At 61.5% G+C, this 25,945-nt stretch carries 24 protein-coding genes; 10 read left to right on the top strand and 14 right to left on the bottom strand.

The genetic code is table 11. The features are described from left to right. Positions 1-13 precede the first annotated feature (13 nt). Entirely contained in the window at positions 14-1,825 is a 1,812-nt protein-coding gene (locus Q5H89_RS15260) for an ABC transporter ATP-binding protein (protein ID WP_305020207.1), read from the bottom strand. Between the two features lie 110 nt (positions 1,826-1,935). On the opposite strand from Q5H89_RS15260, the gene Q5H89_RS15255 reads away from it, so the two are divergent. Both Q5H89_RS15255 and Q5H89_RS15250 read left to right on the top strand, forming a co-directional pair. Then, entirely contained in the window at positions 1,936-2,607 is a 672-nt protein-coding gene (locus tag Q5H89_RS15255; protein WP_305020206.1) for a porin family protein, read from the top strand. Between the two features lie 240 nt (positions 2,608-2,847). Continuing rightward, entirely contained in the window at positions 2,848-3,147 is a 300-nt protein-coding gene (locus Q5H89_RS15250) for a hypothetical protein (RefSeq protein WP_305020205.1), read from the top strand. An 86-nt stretch (positions 3,148-3,233) separates the two neighbouring features. On the opposite strand, the gene Q5H89_RS15245 is transcribed toward Q5H89_RS15250, so the two are convergent. Both Q5H89_RS15245 and Q5H89_RS15240 read right to left on the bottom strand, forming a co-directional pair. Further along, positions 3,234-3,695 carry a hypothetical protein gene (locus Q5H89_RS15245; RefSeq protein ID WP_305020204.1) on the bottom strand — a complete coding sequence of 154 codons (462 nt, stop codon included), beginning with the start codon at positions 3,693-3,695 and terminating at the stop codon, positions 3,234-3,236. 87 nt (positions 3,696-3,782) lie between these two features. Beyond that, complete coding sequence (locus Q5H89_RS15240; protein WP_305020203.1) at positions 3,783-4,172, bottom strand: hypothetical protein; 390 nt, start codon at positions 4,170-4,172, stop codon at positions 3,783-3,785. Positions 4,173-4,641: 469 nt separating this feature from the next. On the opposite strand from Q5H89_RS15240, the gene Q5H89_RS15235 reads away from it, so the two are divergent. The 4 genes from Q5H89_RS15235 to Q5H89_RS15220 all read left to right on the top strand — a co-directional run bounded on the left by Q5H89_RS15235 (position 4,642) and on the right by Q5H89_RS15220 (position 7,975). Next, the gene (locus tag Q5H89_RS15235) at positions 4,642-5,241 is read left to right on the top strand and encodes a hypothetical protein (protein WP_305020202.1); all 600 of its coding nucleotides are present in this window, start codon (positions 4,642-4,644) and stop codon (positions 5,239-5,241) included. 19 nt (positions 5,242-5,260) lie between these two features. Further along, positions 5,261-6,001: a hypothetical protein gene (locus Q5H89_RS15230; protein ID WP_305020201.1), complete on the top strand. Its 741-nt coding sequence runs from the start codon at positions 5,261-5,263 to the stop codon at positions 5,999-6,001. A gap of 115 nt (positions 6,002-6,116) precedes the next feature. After that, positions 6,117-7,598 (top strand): dihydrolipoamide acetyltransferase family protein, encoded by a 1,482-nt coding sequence (locus Q5H89_RS15225; protein WP_305020200.1) that lies wholly within the window; start codon positions 6,117-6,119, stop codon positions 7,596-7,598. Positions 7,599-7,759: 161 nt separating this feature from the next. Beyond that, on the top strand, positions 7,760-7,975 hold the full coding sequence (locus Q5H89_RS15220; RefSeq protein WP_305020199.1) for a hypothetical protein: 216 nt from the start codon (positions 7,760-7,762) through the stop codon (positions 7,973-7,975). A 20-nt stretch (positions 7,976-7,995) separates the two neighbouring features. Here the strand turns inward: Q5H89_RS15220 and Q5H89_RS15215 are convergent, their stop codons facing one another. Both Q5H89_RS15215 and Q5H89_RS15210 read right to left on the bottom strand, forming a co-directional pair. After that, complete coding sequence (locus Q5H89_RS15215) at positions 7,996-10,137, bottom strand: S9 family peptidase (protein ID WP_305020198.1); 2,142 nt, start codon at positions 10,135-10,137, stop codon at positions 7,996-7,998. A 194-nt stretch (positions 10,138-10,331) separates the two neighbouring features. Beyond that, on the bottom strand, positions 10,332-12,962 hold the full coding sequence (locus Q5H89_RS15210; RefSeq protein WP_305020197.1) for a valine--tRNA ligase: 2,631 nt from the start codon (positions 12,960-12,962) through the stop codon (positions 10,332-10,334). A 175-nt stretch (positions 12,963-13,137) separates the two neighbouring features. Between Q5H89_RS15210 and Q5H89_RS15205 the strand changes: the two genes are divergently transcribed. Then, a complete protein-coding gene (locus Q5H89_RS15205) occupies positions 13,138-13,500 on the top strand; it encodes a hypothetical protein (RefSeq protein WP_305020196.1) in 363 nt (120 codons plus the stop codon). A gap of 79 nt (positions 13,501-13,579) precedes the next feature. Beyond that, entirely contained in the window at positions 13,580-14,242 is a 663-nt protein-coding gene (aat, locus tag Q5H89_RS15200; protein ID WP_305020195.1) for a leucyl/phenylalanyl-tRNA--protein transferase, read from the top strand. Positions 14,243-14,403: 161 nt separating this feature from the next. Here aat and Q5H89_RS15195 read toward each other — a convergent pair whose 3' ends face one another. Further along, positions 14,404-14,754 (bottom strand): 4Fe-4S binding protein, encoded by a 351-nt coding sequence (locus tag Q5H89_RS15195; RefSeq protein WP_305020194.1) that lies wholly within the window; start codon positions 14,752-14,754, stop codon positions 14,404-14,406. A 133-nt stretch (positions 14,755-14,887) separates the two neighbouring features. Between Q5H89_RS15195 and Q5H89_RS15190 the strand changes: the two genes are divergently transcribed. Then, complete coding sequence (locus Q5H89_RS15190; RefSeq protein ID WP_305020193.1) at positions 14,888-15,904, top strand: acyl-CoA reductase; 1,017 nt, start codon at positions 14,888-14,890, stop codon at positions 15,902-15,904. 93 nt (positions 15,905-15,997) lie between these two features. Next, entirely contained in the window at positions 15,998-16,303 is a 306-nt protein-coding gene (locus Q5H89_RS15185; RefSeq protein WP_305020192.1) for a hypothetical protein, read from the top strand. Positions 16,304-16,493: 190 nt separating this feature from the next. Here Q5H89_RS15185 and Q5H89_RS15180 read toward each other — a convergent pair whose 3' ends face one another. The 8 genes from Q5H89_RS15180 to Q5H89_RS15145 all read right to left on the bottom strand — a co-directional run. Beyond that, on the bottom strand, positions 16,494-17,363 hold the full coding sequence (locus Q5H89_RS15180; protein ID WP_305020191.1) for a nucleoside phosphorylase: 870 nt from the start codon (positions 17,361-17,363) through the stop codon (positions 16,494-16,496). Positions 17,364-17,532: 169 nt separating this feature from the next. Continuing rightward, complete coding sequence (trhO, locus tag Q5H89_RS15175; protein ID WP_305020190.1) at positions 17,533-18,474, bottom strand: oxygen-dependent tRNA uridine(34) hydroxylase TrhO; 942 nt, start codon at positions 18,472-18,474, stop codon at positions 17,533-17,535. 105 nt (positions 18,475-18,579) lie between these two features. Continuing rightward, positions 18,580-19,212, bottom strand: a complete 633-nt coding sequence (locus Q5H89_RS15170) for a NeuD/PglB/VioB family sugar acetyltransferase (RefSeq protein ID WP_305020189.1) — start codon at positions 19,210-19,212, stop codon at positions 18,580-18,582. Between the two features lie 68 nt (positions 19,213-19,280). After that, complete coding sequence (locus Q5H89_RS15165) at positions 19,281-20,567, bottom strand: hypothetical protein (protein WP_305020188.1); 1,287 nt, start codon at positions 20,565-20,567, stop codon at positions 19,281-19,283. After that, entirely contained in the window at positions 20,564-21,880 is a 1,317-nt protein-coding gene (locus tag Q5H89_RS15160) for a DUF2851 family protein (RefSeq protein WP_305020187.1), read from the bottom strand. Before Q5H89_RS15160 ends, Q5H89_RS15165 begins: the two co-directional genes overlap by 4 nt. A 3-nt stretch (positions 21,881-21,883) precedes the next feature. Further along, positions 21,884-22,306 (bottom strand): hypothetical protein, encoded by a 423-nt coding sequence (locus Q5H89_RS15155; protein ID WP_305020186.1) that lies wholly within the window; start codon positions 22,304-22,306, stop codon positions 21,884-21,886. A 75-nt stretch (positions 22,307-22,381) separates the two neighbouring features. Further along, entirely contained in the window at positions 22,382-23,026 is a 645-nt protein-coding gene (locus Q5H89_RS15150) for a LolA family protein (protein WP_305020185.1), read from the bottom strand. Positions 23,027-23,131: 105 nt separating this feature from the next. Beyond that, positions 23,132-25,945: FtsK/SpoIIIE family DNA translocase (locus tag Q5H89_RS15145; RefSeq protein WP_305020184.1), on the bottom strand; the 2,814-nt coding region annotated here is incomplete at its 5' end.

The raw sequence follows: 25,945 nt of genomic DNA, 5'->3' as shown, positions 1-25,945 counted from the left end.
TGCTATTGCAAAGTTACAGCGCCGTATCCAGCACCTCATCACCATCATCGGCCATCGTTTTGGCTAGCTTCTCGATATTGAGGCTGCGGGCCGAGGCGTCGAAAATCTCGCGGTAGGTGCCGCGCTTCTCGTAAAGCTCCATGTGGGTGCCGCTTTCCACCATCTCGCCTTTTTTCATCACGTAGATGCAGTCGGCGTCCACAATCTGGGCGAGGCTGTGGGAGATGATAACCACCGTGCGGCCCTGCTTAATAGCGTCGAGGCTGTTTTTAATTTGCTCGGTGGCAATGGCGTCGAGGCTAGCGGTGGGCTCGTCGAGGAAGATGATGGGCGGGTTTTTGAGGAAGAGCCGGGCGATGGCGATGCGCTGCTGCTGGCCGCCTGAGAGCTGCTGGGCGTCGCTGCCGTAGCCCTTAGGCAGGTCCAGAATCTGGTCGTGGAGGTAGGCCTGGCGGGCGGCGGCTTCTATCTCAGCCTGGGTGGCGTTGAAGTTGCCGTAGCGGATATTTTCCTCAATGGTGCCCTTGAAAATGTGGTTTTTCTGGAGCACCAGGCCAATTTGCTGGCGCAGGGCGGGCGTGTCGTACTCGCTCAGCGGCTGGCCGTCGAGGAAGACGCCGCCGTTGTCGGGGCGGTAAAACTCGCAAAGCAGGTTGATAATCGTGCTTTTGCCGGCGCCGCTGAGGCCCACCAGGGCGGTGGTTTTGCCGGCTTCGATGGTCAGACTTACATCGTGCAGGGCGGCCGTGCCGCTAGGGTACGTGAAGTTGACGTGGCGCAGCTCGAAGCGGCCGTAGAGGTGCGCGGGGCGCAGCGGGCCGGGGCGCTCGGTCTGGTCGTCGGCGTCGAGGATGGCGAAAAAGCCCTCGGCGTAGGTCAGGGCCTCGTTCATCTCGTCGTAGATGCGGTGCAGCTGCCGGATGGGCGCCGATACGTTGTTAAAGAGCAGCACGTGAAACATGATAGCGCCTATGCTCATCTGGCCGGCTAGCACCAGGTAGGCCGTGAGCACGATGATGGCCACCACGCCAATCTGCTCGAAAAACGACTTGAGGCCGTCGTAGCGAAAGTTGGTCTTGCGGGTTTGGAGCTGGGCGGCTTCCAGCTTGTCTTGCACGGCCAGCTGCTTGTCGCCCTCGTAGGCTTCGCGCACGAAGCTCTTGATTACCACAATGCTGTCGATGATGCTGATGAGGCCGTGGTTTTTTTCCTCGCGCAGGGCGCGCAGGTGGCGGCGGGTGCCGTTGAGGCGGTCGGCCTGCCGGTAGCTCAGCCAGAAGTACACGGGCAGGATGGACGTGGCCACCAGCCCCACCCACTTATTGGCCAGAAACATGACTACCAGCGCCACGATGGCGTTGGCGAAGAGCGGCAGAATATCGATAAAGAAGTTCTGCACCAGCTTCATCAGGCTCTCCACGCCGCGGTCGATGCGAGTCTGGAGCTTGCCGGTTTGGTTTGCTCCTTCCGAGAAAAAGCCCAGCTCGTAGCCCAGAATTTTGGTCACGGCGGCCTCGGCCAGCGCCCCTGACACGCTGATGCGGATTTTTTCGCCGTAGTATTTCTGGCCGAAGGTGATGGCCGTATTCAGCAATTCCTTGCCTAGCAGAAGGGCGCTCACCCAGATAAGCATCTGCCAGCCCTGGGCTAGCCCTAGGCCGCGGTTCAGCAGCCCCTGCACCGTATCGACGGTGTAGCGCAGCACAAACGGGTTGACCTGCGCGGCCAGCGAGCCCACCAGCGTGAGCAGCAGCGTGCTGATGACCAGGCGGCGATAGGGCCGCACGAAGGGCAGCAGGCGCTGGATTATTTGCCAAAGACTCATGGAGACAATAGAAGTGGGGGCGAAAGAGTTAGACGGCTAGCATCCGGGTGGGGTTATTTGCTGGCTGGCCCCGCCCAAACCGATTTCTAACCTGAACCGTATCTCGCACCATGAAAAAACTACTTATCGGCGCTGCGGCAGCTACGCTGCTGGCAGTAGCAGCCGCCCCGGCGGCCCGTGCCCAATCTGTCCTCTTCGGCCTGAAGGCCGGCGCCAACCTCTCGAACCTCTCGGGCGACCTCGTTAACCAGAGCCAGTACAACAACCGCTTTGGCTTTCACGGCGGGGTGATGGTCAACTTCGGGCTGGCCAATGATTTGATTTCGATTCAGCCCGAGGTGCTGTACTCGCAAAAAGGCTTCAAGTATGCCGACCAATCGTACACGGTGCTTGGCAACACCTACCGCAACACCGGCAGCGTGCGCTACGACTACCTCGATGTGCCCGTGCTGGTGCGCCTCAAGGTGAGCGGCGTGTTTTTTGAAGTGGGCCCGCAGTACAGCTACCTGATGAACATCTCGACCGACCGCACCCAGACTGCCAACGGCAACGTGGTGGGTACGGCCGGCTCGGGCACCACCAACCTCGACAACGTGAACCGCAACGAGCTGGGCTACGTGGGCGGGCTCGGCTTTCAGTCGAGCCAGGGCTTCTTGCTAGGGGTGCGCTACAACGGCGCTTTCACCGACTTTGCCAAAGACGGCTACAGCAACAACGACTTCCGCAACGCCCGCAACTCGGCGTTTCAGGCCTACGTGGGCGTGCTGCTCGGCGGCAAATAAGCTCGCCACCTTGATTTACCAGGCCGCTTGCCCTTTGGGGTAAGCGGCTTTTTTGGGCCGCGTCGGGGCCAGGGCATTGGCAGAGGCAAAGCCCCCGCTGGTCGAGTAAAGTGCCGCTCCCCGCTAGCGCCGGGGCGCGGCTGTACTAATTCGGGCCAGGCCGCAGTTTAAGAGGTAGTAGCAAGGTGCTACCCGTGGCCCGGGCCACGCCGTCAACTACCTTTTCTTCTGCATAAACCGATGACACGCTTTGCTTTTTTGGCCGGCTTGCTGCTGCTGCTGGCAGCGGCGGCCCCGGCCACCGCGCGGCCGGCCTACCGGGCTAGCTGGCCGTTCTGGCTCTCGAAGCCCGAGCGCCACGGCAGCCGCAAGCTCGCCGGCGACTACACCCACCACTACGGCACCTACCGCAACCACAGCCGCCCGGATGGCGGCGGGCTCTTCGGCTTCCTGCATGGCAATGGCCGCGCCACGGCCCGGCACAAAGGCCCGATGCGCGCCCACAAAAGCAGCCGCCGGCGCACTACCGGCTTGTTTTAAGCCCGCGCTGTAGCACTAAAGAAAGCGGCCGGCCACTTGCGTGGCCGGCCGCTTTCTTTAGTAGCAGCTTAGTGGCCAGCTACGGGCTAGGCGTCGGTTTTGGTCTTGATTTTCACTTTGCCGTCCTTTTCCTTCACCTTGCCATCTTGCGCAGGCATGGCGCCGGGGCCGCCGCGCTGGCGGCGGCTGGCCTCCATGGTTTGCATTTGGGCAAACTGCTCGGGGGTCAGAATGGTCTTGAGCTGGTCGTCGTATTTGGCGCGGCTCGCCTGCATTTGGGTGCGCAGCTGGTCGCGGTCGGCGGTGCCGGCCTGCATCTGGCCGCGCATGGCCATCATTTCCTGGCTGCGGGCCAGCAAAATGGGCTGCACCCGGGCCGCCTGGTCGGCGCTGAGGCCTAGCTGCCGGGTAAGACCCTCGGTTTGGCGGGCAGCCATTGCCTCGGGGTTGAGCTGGGGGCGGCCACCGGCCTGGTCGGGCGTGGTTTGGGCCGAGGCCGCCGTGGCCGATAGTGCTAGGGCCAGCAGCGGAAGCAGAAACTTTTTCATGGGTAATGAGCTGAAAAAAGGAAGGATAAAAGCCAGGGCCGACCCCAACCAGGGGTTAGAGGCCGGCCCGACCCGGAGGTTTAAGGCTTAGCGGCGGTACTGGGCTTCCCAGCGGGCACGCTCCTGGGGCGTTACGCGGTGGTTTTGGGCGTAGCCGTAGTTGTGGCCACGCTCCCAGTCGCGGCGCTCGCTTGGGCTCACGCGGTGGTCGCGGTCGAAGCCGTAGTTCTGGTTGCGGTCGAAGTGGTCGTTGTCGCGGCCGCGGTTGTCGTTGCGGTGCTGAGCCTGGTAGCGGGCTATTTCTTCGCGGCTCACGCGGTGGTTGCGGTCGTAGCCGTAGTTGAAGTCGCGGTCGCCGGGGCGCTGCTGCTCGTAGCGGCCATCGCGGTCGTGGCTGTCGAGAGGAGCGGCGGCGAAAGCGCTGGGGCTGGCGAGCAGGCTAGCGGTAGCGAGGGCGGCAAACAGGAAAGATTTCATGACGGTGGAAAAAAGAATGCTGGAGGAAAGGAGAAAGAAACCAACCGCGCCGGCGGCCTGGGCGCCGGCGGCCTGGGCGCCGGCGGCTGGTTGACTATCCCTTTGCAAACGAGTGGCCGAAAAACGGCCTGGCGATGCCACTGGCCCCTTTTTACCTCCAAACCCCGACCAACGCCCCGATTGTACCGCTTGAAACCGGCCCTGGCCTCCGTGCCGGCGCCCCGGGCAGCGGCCCCGGCAGCCCGGCTCGGTTTCCCGACTTTCCCGCAAAACTTCCCGGTAGGCCGGGGCCGCCCCCTGGCGCTCCCGCAAAACTCCCCAGAACGCAGGCCTTACTTCCCGGCTAGCCCGCCCAGCACCCCGGCCCACCGGCCTGGCCCCCCGGCTAGGCTACCTAAATACCCGCGTGCTTTAAAATAGAAGAATTGGGACGTAGTATTGCTTTGCCTTTTTACTTTTCTTTTTTGTCGTGAGCGATTTTATTCCGCAGGCCTTGGGCGACTTTGCCCAGTGGGTGCGCCTTCAAACCACCAAACGGGCTGGCTACGCCCCCACCCTCGGCTACTCGGAAGCCGAAACCACCCAGCACAACGCCGCTGACCAAGCTGTGCTCGCCAGCATCGGGGCAGCTGAGGCCGCTATGAGCCAAGCCCGCGCCGCCGTAGTGGCCCGCGATGCGGCCATCGATGCCTACACCACTGCCACCCGCGCCGCCATTGCCCGCGCCAAAACCCACCCCGCCTACTCCGCAGCCATAGGCCAGGATATGCAATGGCTCAGCAGCCCCGCCTCGGCCCAGAGCGTCAGCCTCAAGCCTTCTCTCCAGCAGCGTCCCTCGGCCGAGGGCCTGCGCCTCGACTGGAGCAAGCTGGGCCAGGATGGCGTGCAGGTTTTCCGCCGCCCGGCCGGCTCTGCCGACTGGGGCCGCCCACTAGCCTTCGACACCCGCTCGCCCTACATCGACACCGAAACCGGCCTGCACGGCCGCTACGAGTACTGCGTGCACCTGATGAAGGACGACAAGCCTGTGGGCGAGCGCTCGGACGTGGTGGAGGTGGTACTGGGGTAGTTTAGTCAAATCGACGCGTATGGAACCACCCGCAGAGCTACCTCTCCCCGAAGAAGTCACAGTATCACTAGGCTGCCAGCAACTTGAATTTGTAGCTGAGAAGTCTAAAAATTACCTGCAACAACAGGATGAAATAATTAGGCATCGCCGGCAAAATGCTGGAATGTTTGTAACGCTGCTTACGGCCTTGCTAACGTTTTTTTTCAGCCAAGCTTTGCCCTTCAGCTGGTGGAGGTTGTTGGTGCTGCTGCCGCTACTAGGCTCGGCGGCCTACACCTTTTGGTTATTCTTCAGCGTAATGTTAGAACGCGAGGCAGCTAGCGGATTAGACCCTGCTGAATTTAACGAGGTTATCCGTAAAAGCTACGAAGATGTTCTACTCCTCGAAATTGCTGCCAACCAGGCGGCGATTACTATAAATGGCCAAGAGCTTACCAACTCCCATACTGCTTACAATCGGGCCGTTCTATGGTCCGGCATTACAGTTGCCTGGACGTTGGTTAGCTGTCTACTGCTTAAATTCGTTTTCCCTCCTCCTGATTCTCCACCTCAACAACTTGCCGTAACATGCCAGCAGTACTTGAAAGAAAAGCCGCTACGCAGCGCAAAAATTATCAGCTCCCCATCGTTGAGCGTAGCCGCATCGTCCGTCTTGGGGAAGGACTCTCTAGTTCAGATGACACCGAATCCGGCCATAAAAACAAAACAGGTGACAAGCCCAAACCGCAAGGCAACAAATAAATCAGTTTCGCCACCTTAGCCAAACGCCCCCGCCCGGCCTGCCGGTGCGGGGGCGTTTGGCTTCTGCCTACCTTTGTGGCCCGAAACTCCCTCCCACCCCACCCTACGTTTTTAAGACCCCCAGCCCCCTGATTATGGCCCGAGTGGAAATGACGATGCCCAAGATGGGCGAATCCATCATGGAAGGCACCGTGCTGAAATGGCTCAAGCAAGTTGGCGACGCCATTGAGCAAGATGAGTCGGTGCTGGAAGTAGCGACCGATAAGGTAGATACCGAAGTACCCGCCCTCTACGCCGGCACGCTGGCCGAAATTCTGGTGCAGGAAGGCCAGGTGGTGGCCGTGGGCGCGCCCATCGCCCGCATCGAAACCGATGCCGCCACTGCCCCGGCCCCCAGCGAGAACACCGACGACCTCGAAGAAGCCAGCGCCAACCCGCCCGTGCAAGAAGATGTGCGCCCGCTGCACGAGGCCCCGGCCGGCGACGAAGGCGTGCCCTACCTGCCCGGCCCCAACAACCCGGTATCGGCCCCGGCGCCGGCCAGCGCCGGCCTGCCCGTACAGGAAGGCCGCTTCTACTCGCCGCTGGTGCTCAGCATTGCCCGCGAGGAAGGCATCAGCATGAGCGAGCTGGAGCGCCTGCCCGGCACCGGCCAGGAAGGCCGCGTAACCAAAAAGGACATTCTCGACCACGTAGCCGCCGGCAAGCCCTCGCTGCAGCCAACCGCGGCGGCCCCTGCCGCCCCGGCGCCCCAGCCAGCTGCGCCCGCCCCCAAGCCCGCGCCTGTCCCCGAAACGAAGCCGGCCCCCGAAGCCAAGCCCGCCGCGCCCGCGCCCAAGGCTAGCCCCGCCCCCGGTGCCAATGGCCAGGCGGCCCCCGCCAGCAAGCCCGCGCCCTCGGTATCGGGCGGCCAGGAGCTGATTGAGATGGACCGGATGCGCAAGATGATTGCCCAGCGCATGGTGGACTCGAAGCGCATTTCGCCGCACGTCACGAGCTTCGTGGAGGCCGACGTGACCGAACTGGTGCACTGGCGCAACAAGCACAAGGATGCCTACAAGAAGCGCACCGGCGAGAACCTCACCTTCACGCCGCTTTTTGTGTGGGCCGTGGCCCGCGCCATCCAGGATTACCCGCTGATAAACGTGTCGATTGATGGCGACTACATCATCAAGAAGCGCGACATCAACGTGGGTGTGGCGGTGGCGCTGCCCAGCGGCAACCTCATCGTGCCGGTCATTCACAACGCCGACCAGCTCAACCTCAACGGCCTCACCAAGAAGGTGAACGACCTGGCCGCCCGCGCCCGCATCAACAAGCTCACGCCCGCCGACCTCGAAGGCGGCACCTACACGCTCAGCAACGTGGGCTCGTTTGGCAACGTCATGGGCACGCCCATCATCATGCAGCCGCAGGTGGCTATCATGGCCGTGGGTGCCATCAAGAAGAAGCCCGCCGTGATTGAGACGCCCCAGGGCGACCTCATCGGCGTGCGCCACTTTATGTTCCTCAGCCACAGCTACGACCACCGCGTGGTCGATGGCTCGCTAGGCGGCATGTTCGTGCGCAAGGTAGCCGATTACCTAGAGCAGTTCGACCCGAACACGGTGATATAACGGCTAGCCATTCAACAAATTAAAAATCGTTTGTCATTGCGAGCCCGCGAAGCAATCGCCCCAGAACGATACCCTGAGTCGTTCGGATGCGATTGCTTCGCAAGCTCGCAATGACAAACGATTTTTAATTTGGTAATTCATTCGCTCGAGTATTTCTCATCGTGAAAAACATCCTCTTTATCGTGACCCTGGCCATTGCGCTGGGCCTGATTTTCTTTCTTTACTGGCAGCTCACCGTTACGCAAAACGCGCTGAAGGATGCGCAGGTGAAGGTAGAAGCCTGCCAGCAGGTCACCTTCCAATTGCAGGCCCAGCTAAGCGCCGACGAAAAAAGCGCGGCGGCCCACTCGACCACCGCGCCTTCCGTATCGCGCTAGAAATTCAAGGGCTAGCCCACTTACATCGTCGTTTTCGGTCCTAGCAGCAGGAACAGGAACGCGTATTGCCGCGCCACGTCGTGCAGCGCCTTGAAGCGGCCCGAGGCGCCGCCGTGGCCGGCTTCCATGTCGGTGTGCAGCAGCAGCAGGTGGTTGTCGGTTTTGGTGGCGCGCAGCTTGGCCACCCACTTGGCGGGCTCGAAGTACTGCACCTGCGAGTCGTGCAGGCCCGTGAGCACGAGCATGTTGGGGTAGTTCTGGTCCTTTACGTTGTCGTAGGGCGAGTACGAGAGCATGTAGTCATAGTACTTTTTCTCGGCGGGGTTGCCCCACTGGTCGTACTCGCCGGTGGTGAGCGGAATGCTGGCGTCGGACATGGTCGTGACCACATCCACGAACGGCACGGCCGCAATCACGCCCTTGTAGAGGTCGGGGCGCATGTTTACTACCGCGCCCATCAGCAGGCCACCCGCGCTGCCGCCCTGGGCAAACAGCTTGGCGGGCGCGGTGTACTTATTCTTAATGAGGTAGAGCGAGCAGTCGATGAAGTCGGTGAACGAGTTTTTCTTGTGTAGCATGCGGCCGTCCTCAAACCACTGGCGGCCTAGCTCCTGCCCGCCCCGGATGCTGCACAGCGCGTAGGCAAAGCCCCGGTTGAGCAGGCTCAGGCGCGCCGAGGAGAAGGTAGGGTCCATCGACAAGCCATACGAGCCGTAGGCGTATTGCAGCAGCGGGCCGTTGCCGTCCTTCTTAAAGCCTTTTTTGTAGACGATGGTCAGCGGGATTTCCTTGCCGTCGCGGGCTTTCACAAACACGCGCTCCGTTACGTAGTCTTCCTTGTTGAAGCCCCCTAGCACCGGCTGCTCCTTCAGCAGGGTCAGCTTCTGAGTGTCCATGTTGTAGTCGTAGGTGCTGGTGGGCGTGGTAAACGACGTGTAGGTGAGGCGCAGCGTGGGCGTATCAAACTCGGGGTTGGCCCCGATGAACGTGGTATAAGCCGTTTCGCGGAACGGGATAATCTGCCCGATTTCGGTACCCAGGTTAATTACGCGCATTTCGCGCAGGCCCTCGGCGCGCTCGTTCAGCACGAGGTAGTTTTTGAACAGTTCCATCTGCTCGATGAAGACATCTTCGCGCTGCGGCACCACGTCTTCCCACTGCGCCTTATTGGTGTTGCTGAGCGGCGTGGCCATCACCCGGAAGTTGGGCGCCTCCCAGTTGGTGAGCACGTAGAACTCGCCGTTGGCGTCCTGCACCTCGTAGAGGTGGTCGGGCTCGCGCTTCAGGAAAACCTTGAACGCGCCGGTGGGCTTGCCAGCCTCCAGGTAGCGGTATTCCGACGACAGCGAGCTGTGCAGCGTGATGCCGATGTACTGGCGCGACTTGCTGCGCGCGATGTTGACGCCGAAGGTGTTGTCCTTTTCCTCATATACCAGCACGTCGTGGCTAGGGTCGGTGCCGAGCGTGTGGCGGTACACCTGGTAGGCCAGCAGCGTACCCACGTCCTTTTTGGCGTAGAAAACGGTTTTGTTATCGGCCGCCCACACTGCCGAGCCGGCCGTATTGGCAATCTTCTCGGGGTAGAGCTGGCCGGTTTTCAGGTTTTTGAAGCGTAGCGTGTAGAGGCGGCGGCTCACGCTGTCGGTGCCGTAGGCCAGCGTCTGGTTGTCGTCGCTCACCTCGTAGCCCCCAATGGCGAAGTAGGCCTTGCCCTGGCCCATCTCGTTGCCGTTGAGCATAATTTCCTCGGGCGCCGTCAGGCTACCTTCCTTGCGGCAGTAGAGCGGGTACTCGCCGCCGGTTTCGTAGCGGGTGTAGTAGTAGTAGCCGTGGTCGCGGTAGGGCACCGAGGCATCCTGCTCCTTGATGCGGCCCTTCATCTCAGTGAAGAGCTTCTCTTCCAGCCCTTTTACCGGGGCCATCTGCTGGTCGGTATAAACGTTTTCCTGCCTGAGGTAGCTGAGTACCTGCGGGTTGTCGCGCTCGTTGAGCCAGTAGTAGTTATCGGTACGGGTGCCGTGGGGCGAGGTCAGCTGCTTGGCCTTAACGGTGGCAATGGGTGGAGGAGACATGGGGGAAGAAGTGGACGCCGCCTGGCCCTGCGCCGATAGGGCGGCTAGGGTCGTCAGGTAGCCAATCCAAAGCGTAGATAGTATTTTCATTCGGACAAACTATTGAGTAATACCTACAAAGAAACGCTGGAAACGATAAGTACGCAGCTTCTTGCAACGCCATTTAAGCGCCACACCAAAGGCTGTTTCAGCCCGTGCTATGCGGCTTAAGTTTATCAGAACGCCCGTTTTACCCGATAGTTATCAGGCAGAACGGGCGTTCTGTTATTCGGCACAAGCCTTGTTTACAAGGCTTTCAGGGCTTGCTCCAGGGCCGCGATTTTTGCCTCGGCATCGGCCAGCTTCTGGCGCTCGCGCTCCAGCACATCGGGCTTGGCATTGGCCACGAATTTCTCGTTGCCCAGCTTCTTATTCACCGAGTCGCGGAAGCCGATGGCGTATTCCAGCTCCTTCTCCACGCGGGCGCGCTCGGCGGCGGCATCTACCTGCATGTCGAGCGGGATAAAGAACTCATTGCCGCCCAGCACGAAGCTGACCGCGCCAGCCAGCGCCTCCTGCGTAAAGGACAAGCTGCTGAGATTAGCCAGCTTACGCACCAGTGAAGCGTAAGCCAGAATGGCCGCTTGGTCGTCGGTTTTCACGGCTAGCTCCAGCGGCTTCACCGGGCCTAAGTTCTTCTGATTGCGCACGTTGCGCACGCCGGCCACGATGGCGAGGGCCTTGTCCATTTCGGCCAGGGTGTCGGCGCTGTCGGCGGGCGCTAGCACCTTAGGCCAGTGGGCCACGCACACATAGTCTTTGGGGCCGCGCTCGGCCAGCTCGTGCCACAGCTCTTCGGTGATGAAGGGCATGAACGGGTGCAGCAGCTTGAGCAGCGTTTCGAGGAAGCTCACGGTGGCGCGCAGCGTATCGGCATCAATCGGGTGCTGATAGGCGGGCTTCACCATTTCGAGGTACTGCCCGCAGAAGTCGTCCCACACCAGCTTGTACACCGTCAGCAGCGCGTCGCTCATCCGAAACTTGTCGAAGTGCTCATCGAGCACCGCTATGGTTTCGGCCAACTTGGCCTCAAACCAGCTCACGGCCTGCACATTAGCGAAAGGCAATGAGTTGTCAACCTCCCAGCCTTTCACCAAGCGGAAGGCGTTCCAGAGCTTGTTGTTGAAGTTACGCCCCTGGTCAATCAGCTTCTGGTCGTAGAACAGGTCGTTGCCGGCGGGCGACGAGAATAGCATGCCCGTGCGTACCGCATCGGCCCCAAAGTCGCGGATGAGGTCGAGCGGGTCGGGCGAGTTGCCGAGCTGCTTGCTCATCTTGCGGCCTTGCGCATCGCGCACAATGCCAGTCAGGTACACGTTCTTGAACGGCACTTCCTTGCGGTATTCCAGCCCGGCCATAATCATGCGCGCCACCCAGAAAAACAGGATTTCGGGGGCCGTCACGAGGTCATTGGTCGGGTAGAAGTAGTTGATGTCGGCGTTGTCGGGGTCGTCGAAGCCGTCGAACACCGAGATGGGCCACAGCCACGACGAAAACCAGGTATCGAGCACGTCCTCGTCCTGGCGCAGGTCGCTGGCTTGCAAGGCGTTGTTGCCGCTCTGCTCGCGGGCCAGCTCCACGGCTTCGGCCTCGTTCTGGGCCACTACAAACGAGCCATCAGGCAGGTAGTAGGCCGGAATGCGCTGGCCCCACCACAGCTGGCGCGAGATGCACCAGTCGCGCACGTTCTCCATCCACACCCGGTACATGTTCTTGAACTTGGGCGGGTGCAGCTTGATGGTGTCGTTTTCCACCACTTCAAGGGCGGGCTTGGCGAGGTGCTCCATTTTCAGGAACCACTGCAAGCTCAGCTTGGGCTCAATCACGGCCCCGGTGCGCTCCGAGGTCTGCACGATGCTGGCGTACTCCTCGATTTTATCGAGCAGGCCGGCTTCCTGCAAATCCTTCACGATGTTGCGGCGGGCCGCAAACCGGTCCTGCCCCACGTACAGCTCGGCTTTCTCGTTCAGCGTACCGTTATCGTTCAGAATATCAATAACCGGCAGGTTGTGTTTCAGGCCCAGCTCGTAGTCGTTCAGGTCGTGGGCGGGCGTCACTTTCAGCGCGCCCGTGCCGAAGTCCACCGTCACGTACTCGTCCTGAATAACCGGGATTTCGCGGCCCAGCAGCGGGATGCGCACGCGCTGCCCGGCCAGGTCCTGGTAGCGCGGGTCGGTGGGGTTCACGGCCACGGCCACGTCGGCCATCACCGTTTCGGGGCGCGAGGTAGCCACCGTGAGGAAGCGGCCGGGCTGGCCCACCACCTCGTACTTGAGGTGGTACATCTTGGCCTGGGTGTCCTTCGGAATCACTTCCTCGTCCGAGATGGCGGTGCCGCCCAGCGGGTCCCAGTTCACCATGCGCACGCCGCGGTAAATCAGGCCCTTGCGGTACAAGTCTACGAACACGCGCAGCACGGCCTCGGTCAGTTTGGGCTCCATCGTGAAGCGCGTGCGGCTCCAGTCGCAACTGGCACCGAGCTGCTTGAGCTGCTCCAGGATGATGCCGCCGTACTTCTCCTTCCAGGCCCAGGCGTGGGTCAGGAAATCCTCGCGGCTCAGGTCTTTCTTATTGATACCCTGCTCCTTGAGCATGGCCACTACTTTGGCCTCGGTGGCGATGCTGGCGTGGTCGGTGCCGGGCACCCAGCAGGCTTCCTTGCCCTGCATCCGGGCGCGGCGCACGAGCACGTCCTGGATGGTATTGTTGAGCATGTGGCCCATGTGCAGCACGCCCGTCACGTTGGGCGGCGGAATGACCACGGTGTAGGGCTGCTTGCGGGGGTTGGGTTTGGCTTGGAAAAAGCCCTGCTCCTGCCAGCGCTGGTACCATTTGGCTTCAACGTCAGCGGGCGAGTAAGTTTTGGCTAGGGACATGTGGTCGGGGGTCTGCTGCTAAGTAGCAAAAGTACGGCGGGGTTGGCAGGGTGCGGAGATATGTCAGTACATAGACGAAGGCTGTAAGTTGTTAATTTGTGCATTGCCATAAAAATTACACCTTGAATTAGACATGATACAAAAACCATCCTCGCTCCACTTAGCGCTCCTAGCAATGGGCCTTGCCTTCAGTTCTTGTAGCGCTAAGCAAGAAGAACTCAGTGGGATATATATCATAAAAGGCTTAAATAATAATCTTGATACACTCAAAATACTACGTAATGGCACCTATGTGAGAACCTTATATGCTCAAAGCGACCGACGCCTACTATTTAAAAATGAAGACAAATGGAGAACCGATGGTGACAGGATACTTCTTTATAATTTTCTCCCCGATGAGGACGACAAATACCTGCCCAAAGTAGTCCTTGGCCCAGGAGCTATGCTCTGTGACTTGCCTGTGAGAAGACAATTTGGAAGAGTAGTTTCTATTGAGGCTCCACGTGATATTGACGAAGCTTTTTATGAGAAACTTTAGCGATGCAGTGTTATAATACCCTTACTGCCATTCACTGAAAAGCAATTTCAATACTACTAAAAAGCAGGTTTATTTCTTAATGACCCTCACCTTCCCCCCACCCACCGCCGCGCGCGACGACCTCGACGGCCTGCTGCTGCTCGGCGGCCAGCCCACTGTCGAAAACCTGGTGGCGGCGTATGCGCAGGGCATTTTTCCGTGGCCGGTGCCGGGGTGGCCGCTGGCCTGGTTTTGCCCGCCGCGCCGGGGCATTTTGCGGCTGGCTAGCCTACACGTGGGCCGCAGCCTGGCGCGGGCGCAGCGGCAGTCGCCGTGGCGCATCAGCTTCGACACCGCGTTTGGGCAGGTGATGCGGGCGTGCCAGGCCCAGCCGCGCCCCGGCCAGGAGGGCACCTGGATAACGCCGCAACTGGTGCGCGGCTATACGGAGCTGCACGCCGCTGGCCACGCCCACAGCGTGGAAGTGTGGGAGGGCGACGAGCTGGTGGGCGGCCTCTACGGCGTGGCCGTGCTAGGGGTGTTTGCGGGCGAAAGCATGTTTCACCTTCGGCCCAATGCCTCGAAGCTGGCCGTTTTAGCTTTATCTGAGCACCTGCGGGCGAAAGGGGCTAGCTGGTTTGATATTCAGCAGCTGACGCCGCACATGGCGGCGCTGGGCGCGGAGGAGGTATCGCGAAAGGAGTTTCTGGCGCTGCTGGCGGTTGAGCAGGATGCTAGCCGACGGCTCTTCAATCTCAACTAAACCAAAAACGTCCGTCATGCTGAGCTTGTCGAAGCATCTTGCTAGGGCACGGAAGGAATAGTACCCTTACGCAACCAGCCAAGATGCTTCGGCAAGCTCAGCATGACGGACGTTTTGGTGGCACGCAGCCAAACGCGGACTACAAAGTCCGCGCTACTGCTTTACGCGGCCTTGTGCAGCCACTGCTGCTTCTGGGTGAGGCGCTCGCGGCTTTCGCGGTGGTCGGGGTCATCGACGCAGCAGTCTACGGGGCACACGGCGGCGCACTGCGGCTCCTCGTGAAAGCCCACGCACTCGGTGCACTTATCGGTTACGATGTAGTAATACTCGTTGGAAACCGGCTTTTGGGGGTCGGTGCCGCCGGCGGTTTTGCCGTCGATGGTCTGTACTTCCTTCAGCGTGGTGCCATCGGCCCAGCGCCACTGGGCGCCGCCCTCGTAAATGGCGGTGTTGGGGCATTCCGGTTCGCAGGCACCACAGTTGATGCACTCGTCGGTTATCATGATGGCCATTGCCGTCGTCTCCTTATGCTAGTGAGTAATTTTGCTTGGTCAAAGCTGCCCGGCTGTACGTAAACGCGCCGGAACTGGCCGCCTTGAACCCTCAAAAGTACGGCCCATTCCGGCTCGCTGCTACTCCTTTCTTATGCTGAATCATTCTGCCCGTCTGGCGGCCTTCGCGGCGCTGGGCCGCCGCCTCGCTAGCCTCTCCGAAGACGAACTGACCGACTTGGCCGCCCGCGCCCGCAACCGCAACGCCTGGTTCGACCTGCCTAATGTGCGCGCCGCCATCACGGGCATTGCCCACCTGCTGGCCGAGCCCGCGCTAACCCGCTGGGCCGGCCGCTACCCCGCCGAGCCCACCGAGCCCCGCAAAGTGGGCGTGGTGATGGCCGGCAACATCCCGCTCGTGGGCTTCCACGACCTGCTGTGCGTGCTGCTGAGCGGCCACACGCTGCTGGCCAAGCCTAGCAAAGACGACACCGTGCTTATGCTCTGGGTCGCCAAAGAGCTGACCGATATTGAGCCGGCCTTTGCCGAGCGCATCCAGTTTGTGGAGCGCCTCAATGCGGCCGATGCCTTCATTGCCACGGGCTCGGACAATACGGCCCGCTACTTCGAGTTTTATTTTAAGAGCCGGCCGCACCTTATCCGGCGCAACCGCACCAGTCTGGCTATTCTCACCGGCCGCGAAACGCCGGAGGAGCTAGCCGAGCTTGGCCCCGATATTTTCCAATACTACGGCCTGGGCTGCCGCAACGTGAGCAAGCTCTACGTGCCGGAGGGCTACAATTTTGTGCCCCTGCTCGATGCGCTGCAAACCTGGCACGGCGTGCTCAATCACCACAAGTACCAGAACAACTACGACTACAACAAGAGCATTATGCTCGTGAATGCGGTGCCGCACTTCGACAACGGTTTTCTGCTCTTGACCGAGCAAACGGCGCTCGTTTCGCCCATCTCGGTGGTGCACTACAGCACCTACACCCAGGAAATCGACTTGCTCGACCAGCTTACCGATGTGGCGGCCCAAACGCAGTGCCTCGTATCGGCCGGCGGGCGCTACCCGGGCTCCTTCCCGCTGGGCCGCGCCCAAAACCCCGGGGTGGGCGACTACGCCGACGGCATCGATACCATGGAATTTTTAGCGGCCGAATTGTAAACCGAACTGGCCCGAAGTTGGTACAATAAGGGAGCTTACCCTTACGTAAAGAGGCTTTCCCGCACTTTCTCTCACCTACCGCTGCTACTACCTATGTTCGCCCCCACCACCAACCAGCCGGTTGAAACTGTTGAAAAAGAGAGTCTTCCAACCCTGCGCTTCGCCCCTGAAGACGTGCTGGCCGACAAAGCCGCCCGCGAGCGCCGCCGGGCCGATGCCGAGCGCGCCGCCCGCCTCGGCAATACCTACCAGGGCAAGCTCGATATTTTCTTTCAAACCGCCGACGGCCAACCCAAGCGCGTGCAAACCACCGTGTGGGGCGCGCACCCCGAGTACCTTAGCCTGAAAGCCGGCATTACGCTGCCCCTGCGCGCCGTGCTAGGGTTCGACTTCTACTAAATCACGGATTACGCGGATTTTAGCGGATTGCCCGGATTTTGTGGACGGTGCTAGCCCCTTTTTCCAGCGCAAGAGTTGCAACAAAAAAGGCTACCCATTTGGGTAGCCTTTTTTGCTTTGAACTGAGGATGCGGAAGCTGCGCCGTCCACAAAATCCGGGCAATCCGCTAAAATCCGCGTAATCCGTGATTTAGAGGAGGGCAAGCGTGCGAGCGATGAGCGTGTCTACTACGTCGCCGGCGTTTTTGGCAAACTCGCCGGTGGCGCGGTTGGCCACAATGGCGTTGAGGCTCAGCACCTCATGGCCCAATAGCTGGCCTAGCGCGTAGTAGCCAGCGGTTTCCATCTCGAAGTTGGAGAGGCGGAAATCGCCCTCCGGGCTCTGGTGGCGGAAGTTTTGGAGGCGCTGCATGTAGTCGCCCGAGCGCAGGTCGAGGCGCAGGCGGCGGCCCTGCGGGCCGTAGAAGCCGGGGCACGTCACGGTATTGCCGATGAGCAGGTCGGCGGCCAACTGCTCGCGCAGCAGGTCGGAGCCGCGCACCACGTAGGGCGCGAAGGGCAGGCCCAGGTGCTGCTGCAAGTCCCGGGCAACCTGGGTTTCGAGGCCGGTTTCCACAAACGGGTAAAACTGCATGAGTGAATCGAGGCCGATGGCGTGCTGCGTGGCCAGCAGCGAGCCTACCGGCACGTCGGCCTGCAAGCTGCCGCTGGTGCCTAGCCGGATGATGCGCAGGTTCATGCGCTCCTCTACCGGGCGCACGGTGCGCGAGAGGAAGTCGATGTTAACGAGCGCATCAAGCTCATTCATCACGATATCAATGTTGTCGGTGCCCATACCCGTGCTCAGCACCGTGAGGCGCTTGCCGCGGTAGTAGCCCACGTGGGTTACAAACTCGCGGTGCGTGCCCTCAAACTCGATGGAGTCGAAATGCCGGCTCACCTGCGCCACCCGCGCCGGGTCGCCCACAGTCAGAATGGTATCGGAAATATGGTCGGGCAGCAGATTCAGGTGGTAAATCGTGCCGTCGGGGTTCAGGATAAGTTCGGATTCGGGAATCATGGGCAAAGTTCTTGTCTTGCTAGTGCCAAACTAAACGTCATGCTGAGCGCAGCGGAGCGGAGTCGAGGCACCTCTGCCGCTTCGTTGCTAGCATTAGGAGTTAGTTCACCAAGCAAGATGCTTCGACTCCGCTCCGCTGCGCTCAGCATGACGACTAAAAAAAGATGAATTAACCCCGATACGAGGCTAGCCCCTGCGCGGGCGTGTAGTGGTTGCTGATTTTCGGATACGTGCCCGTACCGTCGTAGGGGCGCTTGTCGGGGTGCGTAGCGCAGGTTTCCGAGCAGGCGCCTTGCAGGGTTTCGCCGCAGCTTTCGCAGAGCGGCAGGTGGGCGTTGCAGTGCGGGTTGGCGCAGTTGATAAGCCTGGCCGAGGGCTGCTGGCAGTGGTGGCAGCGCGATATCACGCTAGGGTTCACGCGGTTGACATCAACTGCCACGCGGCCATCGAACACGTAGCACTGGCCTTCGAAGTCTTCGCCGCCCGCCTCAATGCCGTACTTGATAATGCCGCCGTGCAGCTGGTACACGTTCTCAAAACCTTGCTCCAGCAGGAAAGCAGTGGCTTTTTCGCACTTCACGCCGCCGGTGCAATAGGTCAGAATTTTCTTATCCCTGAACTCTTGCAGGCGCTCGACGCGCTCGGGGAAGTCGCGGAAATTCTCGATATCCAGCGTTACGGCATTTTTGAAGCGGCCGAGATTGTACTCGTAGTCCGAGCGCACATCGACCACCACCACGTCGTCGCGGTCCTTCAACTCCTTGAATTCCTGCGGGCTGAGGTGCTGGCCGGTTTTCTCGTGCGGGCGCACGTGGTGCAGGCTGCTGTGCACGATTTCGGGCTTTACCCGCACGTGCAGCTTCTGAAACGCGTGGCTAGCCACCTCATCCACCTTAAACTCCAGCGCCGCAAAGCGCGGGTCGGCCTGCACGGCGGCCATGTAGGCGGCGCACGCCTCGCGGGTGCCCGACACGGTGCCGTTCAGGCCCTCAGCGGCCACGATAATGCGCCCGCGCAAGTCCAGGCCGAGGCACAAGCGGTGGTGCTCGTCGCGAAACTGCTCGGGGTTGTCGAGCGGCGTATAGCAGTAATAAAGAAGGACTTGATACATTTTTCAATTAAAAATTATGAATTAGAAATTATGAATTGAGGCCTGAGCCACTCACTTTTTATGTGGCAAACAGCTATTTTTAATTCATAATTTTCAATTTCTAATTTAAACCTTAGCCGCCGGGTTGCCGAATACCGTTTGGCCGGCCGGCACATCGGCCACCACCACCGAGCCGGCGCCTACGCGGGCCTTGTCGCCTACTTTCACACCGGCTACCAGCACGGCGCCCGCGCCCACAAAGGCATTAGCGCCCACGCTAGCCCCCACGCCTACCTGGGCGCCGCTGCCCAGTTGGGCGTAGTCGCCCACGGTAGCCTGGCCTTCCACCACGGCATTGGGGCCAATCAAAACCCCCTCGCCAACCTTAGCATTAGCAGCCACCACGACATTGGGGCCCACGTAGTTGCCGTGCCCCAGCTCGGCGTGCGGCGACACGCTGGCGCGCTGGTGAATGCTGTTGACGGGCACCACTTCGTACTCCTCGCGCAGCATCTTGGTGAGGCTGCGGCGGCTGGCGGCATCTTCGGTAGCCACGAAGACTTCGCACTTCTTGCCCAGCAGCTTCAGCAGCTCGCCGTCGTCGGTGTTGCCCATCACGGGTACGTCGAGCAGCTCGGTGTTGTGCAGCTTGGGCTCATCGTCGAGCAGGCAGTACACCACCACGTCGTTTGATAAGAAAGCATCCAGCGCGGCAGTGCCCACGGCTTGCGCGCCGAGAATGATAACAGGGTTTTCCATAAGTAGGCAAAGGTACGAACAGGGCTACGGAAGGCGAGCCGCCTGGCTGGCCCGGGTGCCGCTGCCGCTCAGAGCCCCAGCTTCTTTAACAAGCCACGGGCGTAGTCGTTTTGCAAAACCAGCAGCAGCAGCCACGGCAGCAGGGCCACGCGGTAGCGGCTCAGGGTGCCCAGGTTGGGCGTGCTCAGGCCGATAAAGGCGGCCAGCAGCAGGCAATACAGCCCTAGCACTACCACCAAAGCCACCGGCAGCCGGCCCGCCCGGCCCCGCCCGGCCGCTACCAGCGCCAGGCCCAGCAGGGTGCACAGCAGGGCGTTTTCCAGCCCCACGCCTACGTACTGCAACCGGGCCGACTCGCCGGGCCAGGGCCGCACCAGCACCTGCGCGGCGGCCAGCGGCGCGTGCCGCACGAGGCCCGCCGGCGTGGGCTGCCAATCGGCGTATTCGAGGTGCGGCCGGCCCGCCGAGGTGCGCAGGCCATAGCGGTAGTTAGCGCCTACCTCCCGGCTGAAGTAGCTGAGAGCCACGTGCTGCCCCCCTAGCGCCAGCGCCCCCCCGCTTGCCAGGGCCAGCCCCAGCAGCAAGCCACCAACCTGGGCCAGCCCACTGCGCCCCAGCCAGTGCCGCCGGGTGGCCAGGCGCACGGCCGCCAGCGCCAGCAGCCCCCCGAGCAGCGGCAGCGCAAAGAAATACCGCATCCGCACCATCAGCCAGGCTAGCAGGAGGAAAAGCGCCGCCCGGCCCACTGCCGGCCAGAAACGCGGCCGGTCCTCGCCATAAAGGGTGGGCAGCGCCAGGGCTACCAGGCCCGCCCCGGCCCCCACCACCAGCGTTTCTTTAGTGAAGCCGGCCGTCCACCACACTACCGAGGGCCAGGCCAGCCAGGCCACGCCGGCCGCCGCCGGGGCCAGCCGAAACGTTTGGCTGACTGCCCGCACCACGGCCCAGCAGGCTACAAAGGCCAGCAAACTGAGGTACAGCCCGTTCAGCCACAGCGCGCCCCCCGAGGCAATGCTCAGCAGCGCCAGCACTTTGTAGTAGAAGAGCGTACCCGACCATTGATAGAAAGCAATGTGCTGGCTACTTACCTGAAAGCTAGCGCCTTGCAGCGTGGCCCACACCTGGCCAGGCCGTTCCCGGAAAAAAGCTCCCAGCAGCCGGCTCCACTTGGCCGCGCCCACCAGGTCGGGGCTGGGCCACTGGCTGCTGATGGCCGTGAGCAGCAGCCGCCACCCCAGGGCGGGCAGCAGCCAGCGGCGCAGGGGCGGCCCAGCCCGGTGGTATTCGCCCCGCAGCCAATAAGCGAACGTACTGGCCAGCAGCCCGTTCAGCAGCACCATTACGAGCAGCCTCATTGCACGATGCGCAGGCGGGCCTCTGCCCCACCCACCAGCCGCCCGCCAATGGCGCAGTGCAGGCAGCGCCGGGGCTGGCAGTAGCCTTTGTGCAGGGCTAGCAGCCCCTGCGAATCGGCCGCCGTGCGGTGCTCGAAGCCCAGGTCGGCGTAGAGGTCGGTGTATTGGTTGTGCTCGGCCGGCAGCTCGGTGAGGAGTGCCACGCTGCTTTCGACCAGCGCCGGCTGGCCCACGTGGCGGGCGTAGGCCACGCGCAGGGGCACCACTACGTTGATAATCAGCAGGTCGATACTGCTCTTACCCAGGGCGGGCACTTTGCCGGCCCGGCCGGGCCGGAAGTGCTGCCGCCAGTAGTCGGGCGCCGGGGCGCCGGCAAAAAACTCGCTCAGCGCCGCCACGCTGCCCGCCGTGAGCAGGGCATCGAACAGGGCCGGGCGCCGGTGCAGCAGCCCCACCAGCTGCCCTAGCCGCACGGCCGGAAAATTGGCGGGCCGCAGGCGCAGGTAGTTCCACTCGTGCGGGGCCAGCGCGGCCTCGGCCAGTCCATACTTGTGGCGCAAAAACTCGTGCTCCTGCCGCCGGTCGGCCAAGTAGGTATCGCCGGCAGTTTCCTCGTTTTCCAGCAAAAAGCCGGCTTGGCCGAAGAGTAGCGCTTCAAGCTGGCGCACATCGTGGCGGTGGCGGCGCAGCACGGGCAGCGGCACGGCCTTGGCAAGCCGGGCCAGCGGCTCACTATTTTTCTGAAAGCCGAAGGCCGCCATCAGGGCGTGGTAGGCGGTGGCCTCCCAGTCGTGGCCCAGGTGGGCGTGCAGCTCGGCCAGGGTATCGGCTTTGTGCTCTACGCGCTCCAGCAGAGCGCGCTCGGTCATCATAGTGCGCATTAGCATAGGCACCTGCCCTAGCAGCGGCGCGCAGGGCAACGGGGCGGCCGGGGGCGCGGCCAGCAGGGCCTCGTAGCGGGCCAGCAGGCCGGGGGCCAGGCGCGGGGCTAGGGCCAGCGCCGGAATGAGGCTGCCATTGGTGCGGTGCACGTCGGCATCGGCCGTGAGCACTACGTGCAGCACCACCTGGTCGTACTTGGCATCTACCTGGTGGTTATGCCGTTGCCAGTCGGAAGCGCGCAGGTGAATCTCGACGGCGCCGTTCCACTCCACATCGCCCAGGCGCAGGCGGGCATTCAGGAAATCGGGGCCGGCGTCGGCGTTGCGCTGGCCGGGGCGCAGCACCTGAATTTCCTCGCCAGCCGTCGTGCGCAGGTCTGCCTTGTCAAAGTATTGATGCTGCCAGACGTAGTGGAGGAAATCTTCACGCATATATTATTCGGCTAGCGCTGACAATCTATCCCAACTCATATCATCCCGTAGAATTTCAGCGAAGACAAACGTTTTATCATTCACTGATACATAAGGCTGGAAATAATACTCCGTTTCCTGCGGCAGCAAATGCTTCATTTGTAAGGCGTCCTGCTGTTCAGCTTGTCCATTCGGCCGATAAAGAACGTCTGTACAAACTACTCCTCCTAGAATGGACTTAAACTTTAGTCTAACTTTTACTACTGCTTCTAAGGCTACTGTTAATTCTCTTGCGTCAGGATGCTCCTCTTCCCAATCCAATATTAGTTGGCGCACATGGCCTTCATTGTCAAGAATAACTGCAAATGGCAGCAAGCCTCCTGTTTCACGCATGAGATATTGCGCTTGCTCTGAAACAATTTTAATAAGCCTCAATCTTTCATCCATCCTGCAAGGATAATGAAAAAGGCCCATTTCTGAAGAAACGGGCCTTTTTGGCTGATTAGTATTAAAACAGACATTCTAGCGCAGGTCCACCACTTTCACGCCCTTGTGGGCGTTCTTGTCAAAGGCAAATGAAGTAGCCGACACCGGCACGTTCGGCTTAAAGTTCTTGAGGGTGAACGTGGTGCGCGTGCCGTTTTTCTTGAACGTCTTCACGCTGTGGATGGCTTTATCGGCCGTGCCCACGATGAGCTGCACCTTAAACACGTCGTTTTTGCGGTCTTCCGGCGATAGCTCGATGAGGTCACTGGCTACGCCGCCATCCTTCAACGACTTCACGTAAGTGTATTTATAGCCTTTCTTGTACATGGTATACATCTGGGCCGGCGACATATCCTGGTTGGTTGGGTCCGACTCCGTGATGTTGACCTCGTTCTCGTTTTTGAGGTACGTCCAAGTCGTTTTGCCATCGTTGATGACTTCCTGGCCGCTGGTAGTGAGGTGGTACTTCTGGCCGCTCACGGTCACATCGCCGGTCAGGTTTTGCTTAAGCTTGGCGGCGGGGTTTTCCAGTGTTTGGGTAAAGCTGGCCTGAAACGACTTGAGGGCCGTGTACTTAGCGCTTACCGCGTCGAGAATTTTTCCGGCTTTGGGGTCTTGCTGAGCGGCGGCGGGCAAGGCGAGGCTAGCGGCCAGCGCCAACAGGGAGAATTGCTTGGTCATGGGAAAGAAAAAGCCCGGCAGTTTGACGCCGGACCAAGCCTGATACGCAAAAGCGGGGCCAAAGATTGGCCGCCCCGGCGAGGTAAAGCGCCGGGGCGGCGGCATTTATTTCGGCAAGGTGTTCAGCAGCTGCTCCAGCTGATACTCATCGGGGATGAGCACGGCGCGGGCCTTGCTGCCCTCAAACGGGCCCACGATGCCGGCCTGCTGCAACTGGTCCATGAGGCGGCCCGAGCGGTTGTAGCCCAGCTTCAGCTTGCGCTGAATGAGCGAGGTAGAGCCCTGCTGGTGCAACACAATGCAGCGCGCCGCTTCGGCAAACATGGAATCGCGCTCGCTGGGGTCTAGCTCTTCCTGGCCGCTGCCCTCGTCGCCGTCGGCGCCGGCCACCTCGGGCAGCAGGTAGGCGTCGGCGTAGCCCTGCTGCTCGCCAATAAAGTCGCAGAGGCGGTCCACCTCGGGCGTGTCGATGAAGGCACACTGCACCCGGATGAGGTCGGAGCCCGCCGAAAACAGCATGTCGCCCTGCCCGATAAGCTGGTCGGCTCCGCCGGTGTCGAGGATGGTGCGCGAATCGATTTTGCTGGTTACCTTAAAGGAAATCCGGCACGGGAAGTTGGCCTTGATAATACCCGTAATGACGTTTACACTAGGCCGTTGCGTAGCCACAATGAGGTGAATACCAATGGCCCGCGCCAGCTGCGCCAGGCGCGCAATGGGCGTTTCGACTTCCTTGCCGGCCGTCATCATGAGGTCGGCCAGCTCGTCGATTACCAGCACGATGAAGGGCAAAAAGCGGTGGCCTTTGCGCGGGTTCAGGCGGCGCTCGATAAACTTGGCGTTGTACTCCTTGAGGTTGCGGCAGCCGGCTTCCTTGAGTAGGTCGTAGCGCCGGTCCATCTCCATACACAGCGAGTTCAGGGTGTTCACCACCTTTTTGGTATCGGTGATGATGGCCTCCTCGGTGTCGGGCAGTTTGGCCAGGAAGTGCCGCTCAATCTTGTTGAAAATACTGAGTTCCACCTTCTTCGGGTCAACCAGCACGAATTTGAGTGTGGCCGGGTGGCGCTTGTAGAGCAGCGAGGCCAGTATCACGTTCAAACCCACCGACTTGCCCTGGCCGGTGGCACCGGCCATCAGCAAGTGGGGCATTTTGGCCAGGTCGGCCACGAAAACCTCGTTGGTAATGGTGCGGCCAAAAGCCACCGGCAGGTCCATTTCGGTACGGGCGAACTTCTCGGAACCCAGCACCGAGCGGATACTCACCATCTCCTTCTTGGTGTTCGGCACCTCAATACCGATGGTGCCCTTGCCCGGAATGGGCGCGATAATGCGAATACCTAACGCGGCCAGGCTCAAAGCAATATCATCTTCCAGGCTCTTGATTTTGGAGATGCGCACGCCCGCCTCGGGCACAATCTCATAGAGCGTAACCGTGGGCCCGATGGTGGCCTTGATGCTGGCGATGGTGATGCCGTAGTGCCCCAGCGTTTCCACGATGCGGTCCTTGTTGGCTTCGAGTTCCTCCTTGGTTACCTGGGCCTTGGCCACGCCGTAGTCGTTGAGCAGCTCCAGGTTGGGGAAGAGGTAGCGCGAGAGGTCGAGCGTGGGGTCATAGTTGACGTCGGGCATGGCGTCGGCATTCTCATCCTCGTCGGCCACGGCCGCGATGGCGGCCCCGGCGTTGGGGTCCAGGTCGTCGCGGCTGGGCACGGTTATCTCCAGCTTTTGGCTGAGCGCGGCCGGGCTGGGGCTAGCCACGGCCGGCGCGGGCAGCGGCCCATCGGCCAGGTCGGCCAGCGAAAGCGGCGTGGGGATGCTAGCCACCATAGGGGCAGCAGGTGCCATTTCGGGCTCGGCCTCGGGCAGCTCGAACGAGAATGCAGGGCCAGCGGCAGCGGCCAGCGGCACCGCTACTACTGGCACAGCCGGAGCAATGGCCAGCGCCGTGGCCGCCGCCGGGCCGGGGCTAGGCGCGGGGTAAACTTCCTCGTCGGCTTCGTCGGCGGGTGCCTCTACCACCTCAAAACTGGTGCTGGCTGGCACCGGTGCCTTAAGGGGGCTAGGGCGCGGAGCAGGCTCAAACTCGGGTTCGCGGGTGGGCACGGGGGCAGCTTCGGGCTCGGGGGCGCGGGATGCAGGCGCTTTGGCCGGGCGGTTGGCTACCGGGGCGGCAGCCGGGCTTTCCTCCTCTATTTCCTCGCCTTCAATGTCTTCGTCATCCTTACCGCTCAGGCTGAGGTTGAGGGTGGTGATGTTGAAGAAAAACACCACAAACATGATGAGCCCGAACGCCAGCAGCAGCACCGTGCCCCAGCCAATGAGCGAATCGAGCCACAGCGCCAGCTCGTAGCCCGCGCCGCCGCTTAGCCAGTCGAGGCGATGGGCCTGCGCCGCACCGGGCAGGCTGGCATCGGCGCCGGGCTGGGCCAGCTGCACCACCACGTAGCCCAGCAACGCGCTGACCCACAGCATAGTAAAGAACCCTAGCGCCAGCACGTAGCTCACCGAGCCCGCCGCACGGCGAAACACAATTTTGTAGCCCAGGAAAAAAACGATTGGGATGAGTGCGTACGATGCCAGCCCGAAGCCCCGGTAAATGAGCTTTTCGGCCAGCCAGGCCCCTAGCAGCCCCAGCCAGTTGCCCGATTCCTGGCCGGCTTCCTTCACCGGCACGCTGCCCAGGGCGGCCACCACGCTCTGGTCGGCGCGCCCGCTCAGCAAAAACGAGGTAAAGGCAATAGTGAGGTAGAGCGAGCCCAGCAGCAGCCCGAAGCCCACGAGCAGGTGAAACCGGCGGTCGCGCACCAGCGCCGTAAGCTGGCTGAGGCCGGGCACCGGGCCGCGTGGCCCGGTGGGCCTGGCGGCGGGCTGGGGCCGGCGGCCAGCGGCGGCGGGGGCCTTGGCGGGGCTGGCGGC

This window comes from Hymenobacter cheonanensis, assembly GCF_030581075.1.
Taxonomy (GTDB): domain Bacteria; phylum Bacteroidota; class Bacteroidia; order Cytophagales; family Hymenobacteraceae; genus Hymenobacter.
Note: the sequence above shows the minus strand (reverse complement) of the source record. Positions and strands in the feature narration are given on the sequence as shown.